This is a genomic window from Bacillus cereus (assembly GCF_002577405.1).
Classification (GTDB): domain Bacteria; phylum Bacillota; class Bacilli; order Bacillales; family Bacillaceae_G; genus Bacillus_A; species Bacillus_A cereus_AU.
The window spans coordinates 59,710-77,400 of sequence record NZ_NULR01000008.1 but is presented as its reverse complement, the minus strand read 5'-3'; the positions used below and the strand labels follow the sequence as shown (position 1 = coordinate 77,400).

Sequence of the window (17,691 nt, the reverse complement as noted above, 5' to 3'; positions counted from 1 at the left end):
ATATGGGTACGTTACTTAGTTTATCATGGCATCTAATGGTGCCAGAATTCATTATTCTCGGAGCTGCCATCCTTCTTTCCATATGTGATTTGTTTTTTAAGCTGAACCATAGGTACGTAGCGCTTGGTGCAATCGCCGCCGTCATATTCGCAATTGTGTCATTAATTACGCTATATGGCGAACCAACAGGAGATATTTTAAATGGATCGTTTGTGTTAGATGGATTTTCAAAAGGATTTAAAACGTTGTTATTAGGTGGTGCGGCTCTCATTTTATGCACCGCAATGAGCGATGACAAGAAAAATCCAATTGAAGATAAGGGAGAATATTATTACTTATTTTTAATGGCCCTTCTTGGGGCGATGTTCATGTCTTCTAGTGTTGACTTCATTACACTTTTTGTCGGTTTAGAGCTACTGTCACTTTCTTCGTACATTTTAGTAGGAATACGAAAAAAGAACCGTGCATCAAATGAAGCAGCAATGAAATACGTCATTAACGGAGGAATTGGAACGGCAATTACGCTCTTTGGAATGAGTTATTTATACGGTATTACAGGCTCAACCAATATCGTGGATATGCAAAAAGTATTCACTGAGGAGCTGGCTGGTGGTATTCAATTATTGTTAGCTCTCGCATTTCTACTGTTGCTCGTTGGGCTTTCTTTTAAAATTGCAACAGTGCCGTTTCATATGTGGGCGCCCGATGTATATGAAGGAGCTGCTACACCGGTTACTGCTTTTCTTGGAACAATTTCTAAAATTGCGGGGTTCCTACTCATTATTCGCCTGTTCCTTATGGTTTTTGCAAGTGTATCAATACAAGGGGAGATGCAATCTTTATACGGGCGTATGAGCATATACATTGCTGTACTAGCAAGTATTACGATGATTGTTGGGAACGTAGTCGCATTAAAACAATACAACGTAAAACGTTTATTTGCTTATTCAGGTATCGCGCACGCAGGGTATTTACTCGTTCCGCTTGTGGCTTTGTCACCATTTACGATGGATAGCATGTGGTTTTACATGCTTGCATATATGCTTATGAATATAGGGGCATTTGCAATTATCCATGGCTTAATCTTACAAAGCGACAAAGAAAATATCACCATTTTCACAGGGTTATATAAGCGATCGCCATTTACAGCGATAGTGATGACGATTTTTATTTTATCGTTAGCCGGGATACCAGGGACAGCTGGTTTCATTGGAAAGATTAACATCTTTTTAGGCGCATTTCATGTAGAGCCAGCTCATTACGTACTAGCTTCTATTATGATGGGTACGACAGTCATTTCATTCGTATATTATTTCCGTATTTTACAGCAAATGTTTTTCCGGTCTGGAGAGGCAGAGGAAAAAATTCGGTTGCCGTTAAATATAAAGGTTGTTATGAGTGTTTGTGCAATTTCGATTGTAATACTAGGGATTATGCCGATGATTGGATATAATTTCTTTTATGAATATTTTCCATTAATGAAAGATTTCTTCTTCTTAGGGAACGTGGTACAATAGTGAAAATAAAAGGTGTGGAGTCGTTACTCTACGCTTTTTATTTTGTGTTAATCGCAACTGAAAATGCATATAGGTATACGTTCTTTGAGAGAAAATTACGATATAAAATGTAAGATGCTTATTTGCATTTGAAAAAGTGTGGCTCCTACTTATTATGGTATCGTTTTTTTGATTTTGCATAAGTAGTAGCCAAGTAAAAAGGGGTCGATTTTTTGGCACAACTTTTAGGGCAACAAGCACTGATTGCCATTTTTTCGCATTTATTGTTTATTACCATTACGTGGTGGGCCCTGCAAGGCATCCATATTGAGCGTTTAATGAAGGCTGGAAAAGTGATGCAGACGAGAGTGTTGCTGATCCTAATTACAATTGCAATTGGGACATCTGTAAGTAACTTTTTCCTTGATTATTTAGGCTATTCGAAGAGTTTAACGTATTTAGTAAAGTAAGTGTATAGAACCTCATATCTCCGTTAACAATGGGGATAGGAGGGGATGAAATTGAAGTTTAAAGCCATTCTTATTGTTGCCTTGAGTGTCGTTTTATTTTTGGTTGGATATAGAGAGATGAAACCGATAAGCGATGAACAGAAAATGGAAAGCATGATTGCAGCTTTAGAGAAAAATGATGCTAAAGTGGAGAAATGGTCATGGTTAGCGCGAGAAACAAAAACAATTTCTAATATACATACGTTTCAAAAATTGTTAAACGATGTGAAGGACAAGGCGAATATTGAAAATTGGGAATTAGAGCAATCTCCAGATGGATATAAAGCTACATCCTATAAAAAGTTTTCTTCTTATGAAGAACGAGTAGTAGTAACTTGGAGTAAGGAAAATACTAAAGAAAACACTTTCATTATTTTTGAGGTAAGTGGGGCGAAATGGGACCCGAAGTATGTTCAGAAAATGAATGAAATTTTTAGTGGAAAACCTATAATTTACACTTGTGTTCAAGGTGTACTGAATGATAAGATTGAAGGTGTTTTGCAAAATAAAACCGATCAGGTTTTGAAAAATCTTTCAGCAAGAGCGATCGAACAGATAGAAGAAAGAGCATTTGTGTCAGTCTCCGCATACAATAAAAAGTGGGATGACGCTCTTTCAACAAATAGAGAGAAAATAAATGTGCAAATAGCAATACGTTCTACAGACAACAAGGATACAATTGTGGTTGGCACACCGATCATAACTTCTGAGTATTGAGTGAATAGATACTGAAAAAAGGACACGGAGGGGAATAATTTGGAAAAGATCATCGTCCGTGGCGGAAAGCGGTTAAACGGCACAGTGCGTGTTGAGGGCGCAAAAAATGCTGTATTACCTATAATCGCTGCAGCCCTATTAGCGAGTGATGGAAAGAATGTACTATCTGAAGTACCAGTTTTGTCTGATGTATACACAATTAATGAGGTATTACGTCATTTAAATGCTGAAGTCGTATTTGAAAATAACCAAGTAACAATCGATGCTTCTAAAGAACTAAACATTGAGGCACCATTTGAATATGTACGTAAAATGCGTGCATCGGTTCAAGTAATGGGACCATTATTAGCACGTAACGGTCGTGCTCGTATTGCACTTCCTGGTGGATGTGCAATTGGTTCACGTCCAATTGACCAACATTTAAAAGGCTTCGAAGCAATGGGAGCAAAAGTACAGGTTGGTAATGGTTTTGTTGAGGCATACGTAGAGGGAGAACTAAAAGGAGCTAAAATTTATTTAGACTTCCCAAGCGTGGGCGCGACAGAAAACATTATGTCTGCAGCTACATTAGCAAAAGGGACAACAATCCTTGAAAACGCAGCGAAAGAACCAGAAATCGTTGACTTAGCTAACTTCTTAAATGCGATGGGAGCGAAAGTACGCGGAGCTGGAACTGGAACGATTCGTATCGAAGGCGTTGATAAATTATATGGTGCAAACCACTCTATTATTCCTGACCGTATTGAAGCGGGAACATTCATGGTTGCAGCGGCAATTACTGGTGGAGACATCTTAATTGAAAATGCTGTACCTGAACATTTACGCTCAATTACAGCGAAAATGGAAGAAATGGGTGTTAAAATTATTGAGGAAAATGAAGGTGTACGTGTTATCGGCCCAGATAAGTTAAAAGCGGTTGATATTAAAACTATGCCTCACCCAGGTTTCCCAACAGACATGCAATCACAAATGATGGCATTATTACTACAAGCTGATGGAACAAGTATGATTACAGAAACGGTATTCGAAAACCGCTTTATGCACGTTGAAGAATTCCGTCGTATGAATGCTGATATTAAAATTGAAGGTCGTTCTGTTATTATGAACGGTCCAAACAGCTTACAAGGTGCTGAAGTAGGCGCAACTGACTTACGTGCTGCAGCTGCATTAATCTTAGCTGGTTTAGTATCAGAAGGTCACACTCGTGTAACAGAGTTGAAGCATCTTGACCGCGGTTATGTAGATTTCCATAAGAAATTAGCTGCATTAGGTGCAACTATTGAACGTGTAAACGAAAAAGTAGAAGAAGTGAAAGAACAAGAAGTTTCTGATCTTCACGCTTAATTGAAATAGTCTCTATGTCTTTTGACATAGGGGCTATTTTTTTGGGCTTATTACTGTTATAGTCAATAAATTCTATACTTATGCACGTACCAGTAAAAATATTTAGAAAATTTTCGTTTTATCCCGCACATGCCCGATTGGGATGGGCTAATAATTAGTGAGGGATGAACAAGCCCCCGACTGATCAAAGTTTCACTTTATACCAATACCTCCAAGTATGTTCTAAAAAACCCCATAATTCCATAAGAATGAAAGGAAGCCAACTTTATATTGGGGGAATAGGATGAAATTTTCAAAGCCACTTTTCATTACAGTAGCGCTGTTAATAGCGCTCGTTATCATTGTACCTGCTGCTCTTGTTATTCCGTTTGCGAAAGCAAAAGTAGGAGAAGAAGCAGCTTCTAAAACTCCTCCAGCGATAGAAAGTATACCAGCTCCAGGGAAAGTAGATACAGCGGTTCAAGTTGCTGTATATCGCGATCAGCAGAAGAAGGTAGAAACAGTACCTATGGAGGAGTATGTGACCGGTGTAGTAGCTTCTGAGATGAATGCCAGTTTTGAAATAGAGGCGCTAAAGGCGCAGGCATTAGCAGCGAGAACATTTGTAGTGCAGCGTATGCTAAGTGGTGGTAAGAAAAACAATGCAGACGTGACAGATACGGTGAAAGATCAAGTGTACAAAGGCAAAGAAGAATTGAAGAAACAATGGGGTAATAACTACGAAAATAATTTAAAGAAAATCGAAGAAGCAGTTTCTAAAACTGCAGGACAAGTTTTAACGTATGATGGAAAACCAATTTCAGCTTCGTTCTTCTCAACGAGTAACGGGCGAACAGAAAATGCAGCTGATTATTGGGGAAATGATTATCCTTATTTGAAAAGCGTAGATAGTCCGTGGGATGAAGCCTCTCCGAAATTTACAAGTGAACAAACATTCACAGTAGCTGATTTTCAAAAACGTCTCGGTGTGAAGGTGCTAGCAGACGGGAAGGTTGGCAATATTAAAGACCGCACAGAAGGAAATCGTGTAAAAGATGTAGCGTTTCAAGGAAAAACATTAACAGGAAGAGATGTACGTGACAAATTAGATTTACGCTCTTCTGACTTCACATGGAAACAACAAGGGGATAAAATCGTCGTGACAACGAAAGGATTCGGTCATGGCGTCGGTATGAGTCAGTACGGTGCGAACGGAATGGCGAAAGAAGGTAAGAAATATACAGATATCGTCGCTCATTATTATAAAGGGATCGAAATTAAAACGATGAACGATTATGAAGGAAAATTGATGGTGAAGAAGTAGGGTTCAAAAAGAGCTAATTTAAATTAGCTCTTTTTGTCATTATTTGTAGAAATAAATGGAAGTTACGCTGTACACTATGTGTTATAATACAGTTATATGAATATATAAAACATAATAACAGGGGGTAATGAAAAATGATGATGGATGTACCACTTCTCATTCCGTCAATGATGGAACGAGCGGAGAAATATTTTTCGAAAAAGGAAGTTGTCTCACGGACTGCATCGCGTATTCATACATTAACATACGGAGAAATTGCAAAGCGGACGAGAAGGCTCGCTAGCGTATTAACGAAAATGGGAATTGAACAAGGAGATAAAGTAGGTACAATTGCTTGGAACCATCATAGGCATTTGGAAGCATACTTTGCGATTCCTGGAATCGGGGCGGTGCTACATACAATTAATTTAAGACTTTCCGCTGATCACATTTCATATATTATTAACCATGCAGAAGATAAAATCATTCTTGTCGATGAAGATATGGTACCTATATTAGAGAGTATTCAACACGAAATCCCGCATATAAAAGCCTTTATTATTATGACAGACGATCATAAACTACCTCAAACAACACTATCACCAGCATATCATTACGACCAATTACTCGAAGAAGGCGATGAGACATTTCCGTTTGTAAAAGATTTAGATGAAAAAGAACCAGCCGGTATGTGCTATACATCGGCTACGACAGGGAAACCGAAAGGTGTAGTTTATACACACCGTAGTATTGCGCTCCATAGCTATACACTCGGACTTGCAGATGGCGGGAATATATCAGAAGTAGACACTTGTATGCCTGTCGTTCCAATGTTCCATGTTAATGCATGGGGATTACCGTTTGCGAGTACATGGTTTGGGACAAAACTCGTATTACCAGGACCACATTTCACACCGAAGATTTTAGCGGAATTAATTGAAAGTGAGAAAGTAACAATTACGGCTGGCGTGCCGACCATTTGGATTGGTTTGTTGCAGGAACTAGAAAAACATCCATATGATATTAGTAGCGTAAAAACGATATGGTCAGGTGGGTCAGCAGCTCCGCAAAGTATGATTCGTACGTATGAAGAGAAATATGAAATTGCATTTAGACAAATATATGGAATGACAGAAACGAGTCCTGCTGTTGTAATTAATTGTCCAAAATCATATCAACGTGATTTACCGAAAGAAGAATATTATAATTTACGCTCTCGCCAAGGATATTTATTCCCTGGGTTAGAAATGAAAGTGATCGGACAAGACGGTGAAATTAAATGGGATGGAGAAGAGATGGGAGAACTATGCCTAAGAGGCCCATGGATCGCCGGTAGCTATTATAAAGATGAGCGTACAGAGGAATCGATGAGAGATGGTTGGCTCCATACAGGAGATATCGTTACAGTTGATTCGGAAGGATTTATTAAAATTGCCGATCGTACGAAAGACTTAATTAAAAGCGGCGGTGAGTGGATTTCTTCAGTAGACTTAGAAAATGCTTTAATGTCACACGATAAAGTGTTAGAAGCATCTGTCGTGGCGGTGCCGCATGAAAAATGGCAAGAGCGCCCAGTTGCTTGCGTCGTATTAAAAGAAGGACAAGCAGTCGAAAGAGAAGAGTTGTACGCTTTACTAGAAGCGGAATTCCCGAAATGGTGGATGCCAGATGATATTTTATTCGTAAATGAAATTCCGAAAACATCTGTAGGGAAATTTCTAAAGAGAGCACTTCGTGATCAGCTGAAGACTTATATGGTGGAGCAGAAATAGAGAAGAAGGCTATCCTAATGGATAGCCTTCTTTGTTGACATCCTTTAAATTATAATGACTGTATTAAGTATCATAATTTTCCATTAATTGTTTGTTATAATAAAATAAAAACTATTTTGGGGGAGACGGAATGGCGTTATTGGAGTTAAAACAATTAGGGAAGACGAACCAGTTACCAGCAATTGATCTGGAAGTTGAGAAAAGCCAATGTGTTGTTTTGCAATGCAATAATCATACAGCTAAAGTGTTACATCGTATTATTATCGGAGAAGAAGAGGCTTCTTCGGGCAGTGTGTTATTTGAAGAGGAACCGATTGGAAAGGAAGTATATTCACGTATCGGTTTTTGCTTTTTGAAAGATGAAGCATATGATCGTTTAAAGGTGAAGGAATACTTCAAATTTTTATTAGGACTTTATGAATCGAATATGAGCACGGAAGAAGTTGTACAATATGTCGGTCTCTTAGATAAATTAAACGTGAAAATAGAAAAATTGTCATTTTCAGAGAAACGTCGCCTTCATATCGGGCGAGTTATGATTCATGATCCGGATTTAGTTATTTTAGAAGAGCCGGAGCAAAATGTAGATACAGAAAGTACGATTATTATTCGAAAAGCGATTATGAAGATGAAAGAACAAGGAAAGGCAATCTTTATTACGTCATCTTTCTTATCGGACGCTCTTTCGTTAACAGAAGATGTATACATTTTAAATAACGATGGTGTGAAAAAGATAGAAATTGAGCAAGAGGAAGTGGAAGAAGTCGATGAAGGAAAGGTCGTTCAAATGATTCCACAAATGAAGTTAGAAAGAATACCAGCGAAAGTGAACGATAAAATCATTTTACTTGATCCGATGGAAATTCATTTCATTGAAACACAAAATGGAGTGACACATATTCATGTACGTGAAGGTGATTTTGTGTGTGCATTAACATTAAGTGAACTAGAAACGAGATTAACAGGATTCGGATTCTTTAGATGTCATCGCTCGTACCTTGTGAATTTACAAAGAGTACGAGAAGTCATTACTTGGACTCGTAACAGTTTTAGTTTAATTTTGGATGACGAAAGAAAAAGCTCAATTCCACTTTCGAAAGGAAGAATGGATGAACTAAAAGGTGTAATCGGGATATAAATAATGCTCCAATAAGCTCAAAATACGATTCATTCACCGGTAAAAATACTCCTTTTATCGGTATTTTACTGCGCCTATCCTTTGTTTTTCATATGATTGAGTCAAGAAAAGCGAAACAACAAAATCGAAACTTGCGAAAGTGAATTTCATCTATATAAGAAAAACAAAGGGGATGACGAAATGACATTGGCAATTGAAATGAAAGATGTAATGAAAAGTTTCAACGGAAAAACAGCACTTCGAAATGTAAACATTGAGGTGAAGCAAGGAGAGATTTTTGGATTCCTTGGACCGAGTGGATCTGGTAAAACGACAACAGTGAAAATTTTAACTTCCCAATTGCTTCATAGTGTTGGAACGGTAAGAGTATTAGGGAAAGATATTACAGGGCCAAGTAGCATCGATTACAAACGAATTGGTATTTTAACAGATAACAGCGGCTTATACGAAAGACTTAGCATTTATGATAACTTACTATTATTTTGTGATTTATACGATTGTAAAAAAGAACGAATTGATGAAGTGCTAACGCAAGTGAACTTATTAGATGATAAAAAAACACAGGTAAAGAAACTATCAAAAGGAATGAAGCAACGCGTAACCTTAGCAAGAGCAATCCTTCATAAACCAGATATCCTCTTCTTAGACGAACCAACATCTGCACTCGATCCAGTAAACGTACAAAACATTCATAAAATCTTAAAAGGCTTAAATAAAGAAGGAACGACGATTTTCTTAACGACACACAACATGGACGAAGCAGAAACGCTTTGTAACCGTATTGCCTTTCTATGTGGTGGAGAAATTGTAGCACTTGATACACCGGAGAACCTTCGCTTACAATACGCGAAAGATCAAATACAAGTCGTATTAAAAGATAAGCAAAAAGAAGTAGTGCAAAAAGATGAATTAGGTGCAAAACGCATTTCAGAATGGATGAAAAAAGGAGAATTACTATCCATTCATTCACACGAACCAACACTAGGCGATATCTTTATTGAAGTTACTGGGAGGGGATTATAATGACATTTTCAATGAGGCGTGTATCAGCTATTTTTAGAAAAGAAGTACAAGATTTTAAGACAAATTCACAAGTGCTGTTAATGGCGTCTTTACCAATTATATTTGCATTTATATTTAGCAGGTTTGGGCAAGGGAGTGCAGGTGTTGGCATTATTACTTTAATGGCCTTTCTATTTGTTGCGGGGTTTGTTCAATCGATGGTAATCGCAGAAGAAAAAGAAAAACATACATTGCGTGTATTAATGCTATCACCAGCTTCTTCTGTTGAAGTTCTTCTTGGAAAAAGTATATTAACAGCATGTTTGACATTGGGTATTTGTATTGTGAACTTATTCATTCTGGATCAATTAAGTGGCAACCTTGTATTGCTAGGGTTTATCGTCTTATGTGGAACGATTCTATTTATCGTGATTGGAACAATGATTGGGTTATTAGCTGAGTCTGTACCACAAACATCACTAATTGGGATGCCGATATTAATGACGATGTATTTAGCTGCACAATTTGAGCCACTGGTTGAAAACAAAGTAATTAAGACGATGATTGAGTATCTTCCAACATCCCATATCGCAAAAGCGATTAACAGCTTAGTAGATGGAGCTGGGTTTAGTAGTATTAGTGGGCATATACTAAATGTTGGAGTGTGGCTTATTATTTCGCTTATTGCATGTTTAATCGTATACAAGAAGAAACAAATGGACTAAAAACTGAGCTGAAACGCTCAGTTTTTTCTTTTTTCATCATTTCCTCGGAAATTCTGCGAATCCTATACATATTTTTACAGATTTTGTCGAAAAGTAATTAGTTATACGTTGTATAGGATACATGAATATTGTTCAAAATGATTGCTGAGGTGATGATGGAATGCGAGGAAGAAATAATAAAAAGTCGCAAAAGGTAGTACATTTATTTCAAAAAAGATGGGTGTTTCCGGCACTATACATTGCTTGTGCAGCGGTAATCTTAATGGTTGCGCTATGGTTCCAAGGAGCTAATCCAAAGAAGACTCCGAACCATGATCAAGCAACACCGTATACACAATCGGAAGATCCAGCAGTACCAGTAACGAAATCTTCAGAAGTAGTGAAAATGCCAGCTGCCGCGAGTGTGGAAGTAGTTGTACAAAAGAAATTCTATGAAGATGCAGCAACTGAGGCGGAACAAGAAAAAGCACTTGTTTTTTATAACAACACATATTCCCCGAATAAAGGAATCGACATTGCTGCGAAAAATGGAAAAGAATTTAATGTAGCGGCTGCTTTAAGTGGTACAGTAATAAAAGCTGAAAAAGATTCACTTCTTGGTTATGTGGTAACAGTAGATAGTGGAAATGGTGTAGCAGTTTCTTATCAAAGTTTAGGCAGTGTGAAAGTAGAAAAAGGTGCAAGAGTTGTACAAGGTGAAGTATTAGGAACATCTGGTCTAAGTGCAATGAACAAAGAGGCAGGTTCTCACGTTCACTTTGAAGTACGAAAAGACAATGTGGCTGTGAACCCTGAGCGTTACTTAAATAAATCAGTAGCAGAAATTAAAGCTGATGCAGGTGCTGTAAAAGCAACGAATGCTTCTGGTAAAAAAGCTGATGACAAATCTCAAAAAGAAGAGAAGTCAACGAGCACGAAACCAGAAAGTAAAACAGAAGATAAGTCTCAAAAAGAAGAGAAATCAACAAGCGGTTCGACTAGTGACAAAAAAGAAGAACCGAAGAAAGAAGAAAAATCAACAAATGGTTCTACAGAATCATCTAACGGTTCTTCTTCACAAGAATAAGAAAGTGAAAAAATCAGCTCTCATTAGGAGAGTTGATTTTTTTATTTTTATATAAAAATACTCAATTTCGAGAAAAAAGTTGCAATAACAAGGAAAAATGACGAGATTCTCGAATATATATTACAAAAGGGAGGGGATACTGTGTCATTTTTGTTTGTTATGTCGATTGCTATTATTTTATTGTTTGTTTTATTCACCTTATATTATTATATTGCGGGTAAAAAAGAGGTTCCCCACCATCAGTTGTTAGAAGAAGAATTGGAACGAGAAGAATGACACCTTGAATATAAGGTGTCATTTTTTTGCCATAATAGTCATTGTTAACGTATTTCTCACAAAAAAACGTAATTTTTCTTAACTTAGTCCGCAAAAATAGTGAACATGTAGCATATATCAGTAGTGCGGGCAATACAATGGTATAAACCAAAGCAAAGAGAGTGTTTGAGGTGAGAAATCGTGAATCATTTCATTATAAATCCAAGAATGTTTAACGCTTACAAACAGCACTCACACTTACTTCTTAGTCGTATGCAGCGAGGCTCATTTCACACTTCTCACATCCAATTTAGGGAGGCGAGTGGTGTGCACGATTACATCAAAGAGAGAACTATCAAGATTGGCAAGTATATCGTGGAGACAAGAAAGACAGTGCGTGTCATTGCAAAGGAATTTGGGGTATCAAAGAGTACAGTCCATAAAGATTTAACAGAACGTCTACCAGAAATTAATCCAGAGCTCGCAAATGAAGTGAAAGAAATTCTTGATTATCATAAGTCTATTCGCCATTTAAGAGGTGGAGAAGCAACAAAGCAAAAGTATAGAAAAGAAGATGTAGAAAAGCCTGTACGTCAATAAAGATACAGTAGCAAACATTCCGCGTATATTCGATAACATTTTTCAGAAGAATTCTTTTTGTGAATATTACGTTTCTGTTAAATTTATGATAAAATCAGAAATTAGGTGTAAAAGAATTCGGGTGTAACCTGATTTTGAATATCGAGGAGGAAAAAACGGGAATGTTTGCGCGAGATATCGGAATTGACCTAGGTACGGCTAACGTATTAATTCATGTTAAAGGTAAGGGTATTGTATTAAATGAGCCATCTGTTGTGGCAATTGATCGTAATACAGGTAAAGTATTAGCAGTAGGTGAAGAAGCAAGAAGTATGGTGGGACGTACGCCTGGTAATATTGTAGCAATTCGTCCACTTAAAGATGGTGTAATCGCAGATTTCGACATTACAGAAGCAATGTTAAAGTATTTCATTAACAAATTGGACGTAAAGAGCTTCTTTTCAAAACCTCGCATTTTAATTTGTTGCCCAACGAACATCACATCAGTAGAACAAAAAGCAATTCGTGAGGCTGCTGAACGTTCAGGTGGTAAAACAGTATTTTTAGAAGAAGAACCAAAAGTAGCCGCAGTTGGTGCTGGTATGGAAATCTTCCAACCAAGCGGTAACATGGTTGTTGATATTGGTGGAGGTACAACAGATATCGCTGTACTATCTATGGGTGATATTGTTACCTCTTCCTCTATCAAAATGGCTGGCGATAAGTTTGATATGGAGATCTTAAACTACATCAAACGTAAGTATAAGCTATTAATTGGAGAACGTACTTCAGAAGATATTAAAATTAAAGTTGGTACAGTATTCCCAGGTGCGCGTAGTGAAGAACTTGAAATTCGCGGACGTGACATGGTAACAGGTTTACCACGTACAATTACAGTATGCTCTGAAGAAATTACAGAAGCACTAAAAGAAGACGCAGCTGTCATTGTACAAGCTGCAAAAGGTGTACTAGAGCGCACGCCACCAGAATTATCTGCGGACATTATCGACCGTGGTGTCATTCTAACAGGCGGTGGAGCTTTACTACATGGTATCGACATGCTTCTAGCAGAAGAATTAAAGGTACCAGTATTAATTGCTGAAAACCCAATGCAATGTGTTGCTGTTGGTACAGGTATTATGTTAGAGAATATCGATAAATTACCACGTCGTGCTTTGAGATAAAGTGAAACTTTAATCAGTGGACTAATTATTAGTTTTCATCAATCGAGTATTTACGAGGAGTTTGGCTCTCAGCTAAATCCTTTGCTTTTAGCTGAACTTTGGAATGGGAGCCTTACTGCTCATTAATACGGGATAATGTAGGAAGAACTAAGGTGTTTACTTTAGTTCTTTTTTGTTTGTATTTTAATATTTTTTTATTTTTTTATTTTGATTTATTGAGAAAATGGAAGGAAAATCAAGAAAAATGAAGAAAATAGGTAAAATATTGATATATATGGTTAAATTTAATATTTCCTTATTTGAAAACGTTTATAATATAATGAGTCGAATACGACATTAAGGCAAATAATGTTCATACATATTGCCTTTCCCTAATTTGGGCATACACTCTTTTCTACCTCCGTGTCAGTTGCAGGAATGTGCAACTATTTTGCTGGAATAGAGTGTGTGCATTTTTTTATAGAAGGCGATACAGATTAAAATTGTACTTTATAATGACAAATAATAAACAAAATGGGATAATAACAATATGTCCAAGTGGTAAGACCAATATTACAAAAGGGGCGATTGTTACATGCTAAATATAGAACAAATTAAAGAAATCATTCCTCACCGCTATCCATTCTTACTTGTTGATAAAATATTAGAAGTAGATGAAGGAAAAAGAGCGGTTGGAATTAAAAATGTATCCGCAAACGAAGAATTCTTTAATGGACACTTCCCTGACTATGCAGTTATGCCTGGTGTACTTATTGTAGAAGCATTAGCGCAAGTCGGAGCAGTTGCTGTATTAAAGAAAGAAGAAAACCGCGGAAGACTCGCTTTCTTCGCAGGTATCGACAATTGCCGTTTCAAAAAGCAAGTACGCCCAGGTGATCAACTTCGTCTAGAAGTTGAAATGACACGCGTACGTGGCCCGATCGGAAAAGGGAAAGCAATCGCAACAGTAGATGGCGAAGTTGCATGTGAAGCTGAAATTACATTTGCAATTGGTGATAAAAAAGAATAGAGAAACATAAAAAAATCTCCTTGTGAACATACAAGGAGATTTTTTTATTTCCGTTATATATCGCTTAAACAACGAAAAATGCAAACTAGTCAGAAAATAACTTGTAAATATATGGTAATTTCCGTATAATTATTTTATTATTTATTTGGAAAATAGGATAAAAGATAAAGGCAGAAAAGAAGTAAGGTCATTGTCATATTGTTAAGGCGTTTATATAAGACAAAGTAGAGTGGTATTGATTATGATGAAATGTGAGGAAGTCAGCAATACAAAATAGTAATTAGACGTATGAAATCGAGCATAGAGAAAAAGGAGAAATGTCGCATTTCACAAAAGGAGATTATGAATATGTTCGGAAGAAAGAAAAGAAAACCATTACGACAATTGATTACACATAAAGAGCCTAAATCACGAGTTGCAGAACAATACCGTAACATTCGTACAAACATTGAATTTACATCTGTAGATAGCCGCGTTCGTTCTATCATTGTTACTTCGGCAGATCCAGGAGACGGAAAAACAACAACAATCGCAAACTTAGCAGTTGTTTTCGGCCAACAAGGAAAGAAAGTATTATTAATCGGAGCTGACTTACGTAAGCCGACGATCCAAAACTTATTTGCCATTCACAATTCAAATGGGTTAACAAACTTATTATCAGGACAGGCGAAACTAGTACAATGTATTCAAAAAACAGATATAGAGAACGTATATTTAATGGCAGCAGGACCGATCCCGCCAAACCCAGCTGAATTACTAGGAAGCCAGGTGATGGACGAGACATTAATAGAAGCCTATAACATGTTTGATATTATTTTAATCGACACACCACCAGTCCTTGCAGTTACCGATGCACAAATACTTGCGAACAAATGCGATGGAATCGTACTTGTCGTGCGCAGTGACAAAACAGAAAAAGACAAAGTCTTAAAAGCGAAACAAATATTAGATAAAGCATTAGGTAAAATACTTGGAGTCGTTTTAAATGACAAAAAAGAAGAAAAGGAACAATATGGATATTATTGATAAATAATGTATGGAATAATAATTTTTAAAGCCAATGAAAATATTCATTGGCTTTTTTTGAATTTTTATAAAATTTTTTATTGCATTATACAAGAAAAATGATATAATGGAAATTTTGGGAAAACGATGGAATGTGTTGTCATATTTAAGATTTTTTTGTAAGATTATATATGTTTTTAAATAACGATCGTACATAGATATTACTAAATTAAATAAATGTAAGATTTATATGTTATAATTTTTCTTATGTGCAAATTTTAGAAAGTTGGAGGAACTTATGGAAGAAACAATTAGTTTGAAAGAGTTATTTCTTATCTTAAAAAAACGTCTAGCAATGATCCTCGTAATCGCCTTTGGTGCAGCTATTGTAAGTGCTATCATTAGCTTCTTCTTTATGACACCAATCTATCAATCTTCGACGCAAATTCTTGTTAACCAGAAGAAGCAAGAAGGTGCAATGATTCAAGCTGGTGAAGTTCAAACGAATATTCAATTAACGAATACATATAAGGTTATTATTAAAAGTCCAGTAATCTTAGATCAAGTAAATGAAAAACTAAACTTAAACATGACGCAGAAATCTTTAACTGAAAAGGTTAATGTTGCGAACGAAAAAGATTCACAAGTAATCTCTGTTACAGCTGAGGATAAAGATCCGAAAGTAGCTCGTGATATTGCCAATGCAACTGCAGATGTATTTAAAGGTGAAGTTGCAAAAATTATGAACGTTGATAACGTAACAGTACTATCTAAAGCGGAAGTTGCAGAAAATCAATCTCCGATTAAACCACGCCCAATGTTAAACGTAGCAATTGCTTTCGTTGTTGGTTTAATGGCTTCAGTTGGTCTTGCATTCTTACTAGAATACTTAGATAACACAGTGAAAAAAGAAGAAGATGTAGAGAGCTTACTTGGGTTACCAGTGTTAGGTATTGTAGCTCGTATGGATGAAGAAACAACAAACGTGAAATCACACGCTCCATCATCAAGAAAAGTGAGGGGACAAACAATTGGCTCTTAATTTATTTAACAAGAAAAAGAATCATCGTCAACGTCGTCAATTAATTGCTCATCAACAACCGAAATCACCAATTTCAGAACAATATCGTAATATTCGAACGAATGTCGAATTTGCAGCTGTTGATACGAATTTACATTCATTAATGGTTACGTCTGCGAACCCAAGCGAAGGGAAAACAACAACAACAGCGAATATGGCAGTTGTGTTTGCCCAACAAGGAAAGAAAGTATTATTAATTGATGCGGATATGCGTAAACCAGCAATGCATCAAATGTTCCAAGTAGATAATATTTTCGGACTAACGAATGTGTTAACACATAGTGAACGTTTAGAGAAATGTGTACAAACGACAGCTGTAGACAATCTACACTTTTTAGCATGCGGTCCAATCCCGCCAAACCCTGCGGAATTGTTAGGTTCGAAATCGATGCAAGAACTTCTTGCGCAAGCATACAGTATGTATGATTTAGTCATTTTTGATTTGCCACCAATTTTAGCTGTTACCGATGCGCAAATTATGGCAAATGTATGTGATGCTTCTATTCTTGTCGTTCGTAGTGAATCAACAGAGAAGGAAACAGCAGTAAAAGCAAAAGGATTGTTAGAATCGGCTAAAGGTAAATTGTTAGGCGTTGTTCTGAACGACCGTGAACGCGAACAAAGCTTATATTATTACTATGGTGCTAATTAATTTAAATGTGAGATATGGTAAGAACATATCTCCTTTTTTCCCTTGAATATGANNTCATATTCAAGGGAAAAAAGATTTATTTAAGAAAGGGAGGATGAAACAAATGATTGATTTACATTGTCACATTTTACCTGGTATAGATGATGGTGCACAAACCGTAACAGATAGTTTAGCAATGGCACAACAGGCCGTGGCAGAAGGAATACATACAATCGTCGCAACTCCACACCATCAAAATGGAAAATATGTAAATGAGCGCACTTCTATTATTCATCAGGTGAAACAATTAAATGATGAACTACAACAAAATGAAATTCCGCTAAAAATTTTACCAGGACAAGAGGTCAGGTTATATGGTGATTTATTAGAAGACTATGAAGCTGGTAAAATCGTTACTCTAAATGAAACAGATAAGTATATGTTAATTGAATTTCCATCTAATCATGTACCTCGATATGCAGAACAACTACTATATGAACTACGTGTAAAAGGAATGATTCCGATTATCGTTCACCCGGAGCGAAATGCCGAGTTAATCGAGCAACCGGATAAGTTATATAACCTTGTAAATAAAGGTGCGCTAACACAGGTGACAGCAGGTAGCTTACTAGGAAAGTTCGGTAAGAAAATTAAAAAGTTTTCACTACAACTTGTTGAACATAATTTAACACATATGGTCGCATCAGATGCGCATAACACAACTTCAAGAGGATTTCATCTAGCAGAAAGCTACGAATTAATTGAGAAAGAATTCGGAATGAACGTTATGAGTGACTTAAAAGAAAATCCGTACTTATTAATTAGCGGGAAAGCAATTTATAAAGAAGATCCAGAACTAATTCGTCGTAAAAAATTGTTTGGTATTTTTTAATTGA

At 36.6% G+C, this 17,691-nt stretch carries 18 protein-coding genes; all 18 read left to right on the top strand.

Annotated features, from left to right (window positions below; translation table 11 throughout):
* The first annotated feature begins 2 nt into the window (after positions 1-2).
* The 18 genes from nuoN (at position 3) to COC96_RS11675 (ending at position 17,687) form a co-directional block, all read left to right on the top strand.
* The gene (gene nuoN / locus COC96_RS11760; RefSeq protein ID WP_373604886.1) at positions 3-1,517 is read left to right on the top strand and encodes an NADH-quinone oxidoreductase subunit NuoN; all 1,515 of its coding nucleotides are present in this window, start codon (positions 3-5) and stop codon (positions 1,515-1,517) included.
* Between the two features lie 212 nt (positions 1,518-1,729).
* Positions 1,730-1,966, top strand: a complete 237-nt coding sequence (locus tag COC96_RS11755) for a DUF1146 family protein (RefSeq protein WP_097904614.1) — start codon at positions 1,730-1,732, stop codon at positions 1,964-1,966.
* A gap of 51 nt (positions 1,967-2,017) precedes the next feature.
* Positions 2,018-2,722 carry a YwmB family TATA-box binding protein gene (locus COC96_RS11750; RefSeq protein WP_176538799.1) on the top strand — a complete coding sequence of 235 codons (705 nt, stop codon included), beginning with the start codon at positions 2,018-2,020 and terminating at the stop codon, positions 2,720-2,722.
* A gap of 39 nt (positions 2,723-2,761) precedes the next feature.
* Complete coding sequence (murA, locus tag COC96_RS11745) at positions 2,762-4,066, top strand: UDP-N-acetylglucosamine 1-carboxyvinyltransferase (RefSeq protein WP_098269767.1); 1,305 nt, start codon at positions 2,762-2,764, stop codon at positions 4,064-4,066.
* A gap of 283 nt (positions 4,067-4,349) precedes the next feature.
* A complete protein-coding gene (gene spoIID / locus COC96_RS11740) occupies positions 4,350-5,369 on the top strand; it encodes a stage II sporulation protein D (RefSeq protein ID WP_098269768.1) in 1,020 nt (339 codons plus the stop codon).
* Positions 5,370-5,503: 134 nt separating this feature from the next.
* The gene (locus COC96_RS11735) at positions 5,504-7,120 is read left to right on the top strand and encodes a long-chain fatty acid--CoA ligase (protein ID WP_098768859.1); all 1,617 of its coding nucleotides are present in this window, start codon (positions 5,504-5,506) and stop codon (positions 7,118-7,120) included.
* A 130-nt stretch (positions 7,121-7,250) separates the two neighbouring features.
* Positions 7,251-8,258, top strand: coding sequence for a LytTR family transcriptional regulator DNA-binding domain-containing protein (locus tag COC96_RS11730; protein ID WP_098768858.1), 1,008 nt, complete (start codon positions 7,251-7,253; stop codon positions 8,256-8,258).
* A gap of 180 nt (positions 8,259-8,438) precedes the next feature.
* Entirely contained in the window at positions 8,439-9,281 is an 843-nt protein-coding gene (locus tag COC96_RS11725; protein WP_098768857.1) for an ABC transporter ATP-binding protein, read from the top strand.
* Positions 9,281-9,985, top strand: coding sequence for an ABC transporter permease (locus tag COC96_RS11720; protein ID WP_098768856.1), 705 nt, complete (start codon positions 9,281-9,283; stop codon positions 9,983-9,985). The genes COC96_RS11725 and COC96_RS11720 overlap by 1 nt, the downstream gene beginning before the upstream one ends.
* A 160-nt stretch (positions 9,986-10,145) precedes the next feature.
* Complete coding sequence (locus COC96_RS11715; protein ID WP_098269773.1) at positions 10,146-11,051, top strand: M23 family metallopeptidase; 906 nt, start codon at positions 10,146-10,148, stop codon at positions 11,049-11,051.
* Positions 11,052-11,192: 141 nt separating this feature from the next.
* Positions 11,193-11,327 (top strand): ABC transporter ATP-binding protein, encoded by a 135-nt coding sequence (locus COC96_RS11710; protein ID WP_097904605.1) that lies wholly within the window; start codon positions 11,193-11,195, stop codon positions 11,325-11,327.
* A gap of 306 nt (positions 11,328-11,633) precedes the next feature.
* Positions 11,634-11,906, top strand: a complete 273-nt coding sequence (gene spoIIID / locus COC96_RS11705; RefSeq protein ID WP_000544012.1) for a sporulation transcriptional regulator SpoIIID — start codon at positions 11,634-11,636, stop codon at positions 11,904-11,906.
* 161 nt (positions 11,907-12,067) lie between these two features.
* Positions 12,068-13,069 carry a rod shape-determining protein gene (locus COC96_RS11700; protein WP_000457981.1) on the top strand — a complete coding sequence of 334 codons (1,002 nt, stop codon included), beginning with the start codon at positions 12,068-12,070 and terminating at the stop codon, positions 13,067-13,069.
* A gap of 574 nt (positions 13,070-13,643) precedes the next feature.
* On the top strand, positions 13,644-14,078 hold the full coding sequence (gene fabZ, locus COC96_RS11695) for a 3-hydroxyacyl-ACP dehydratase FabZ (RefSeq protein WP_000931959.1): 435 nt from the start codon (positions 13,644-13,646) through the stop codon (positions 14,076-14,078).
* Positions 14,079-14,426: 348 nt separating this feature from the next.
* The gene (locus tag COC96_RS11690) at positions 14,427-15,104 is read left to right on the top strand and encodes a CpsD/CapB family tyrosine-protein kinase (RefSeq protein WP_142339994.1); all 678 of its coding nucleotides are present in this window, start codon (positions 14,427-14,429) and stop codon (positions 15,102-15,104) included.
* 277 nt (positions 15,105-15,381) lie between these two features.
* The gene (locus tag COC96_RS11685) at positions 15,382-16,125 is read left to right on the top strand and encodes a YveK family protein (protein WP_098768855.1); all 744 of its coding nucleotides are present in this window, start codon (positions 15,382-15,384) and stop codon (positions 16,123-16,125) included.
* Positions 16,115-16,816: a CpsD/CapB family tyrosine-protein kinase gene (locus COC96_RS11680; RefSeq protein WP_098768854.1), complete on the top strand. Its 702-nt coding sequence runs from the start codon at positions 16,115-16,117 to the stop codon at positions 16,814-16,816. Before COC96_RS11685 ends, COC96_RS11680 begins: the two co-directional genes overlap by 11 nt.
* A gap of 103 nt (positions 16,817-16,919) precedes the next feature.
* Complete coding sequence (locus tag COC96_RS11675; RefSeq protein WP_098768853.1) at positions 16,920-17,687, top strand: tyrosine-protein phosphatase; 768 nt, start codon at positions 16,920-16,922, stop codon at positions 17,685-17,687.
* The last annotated feature ends 4 nt before the right edge of the window (positions 17,688-17,691 follow it).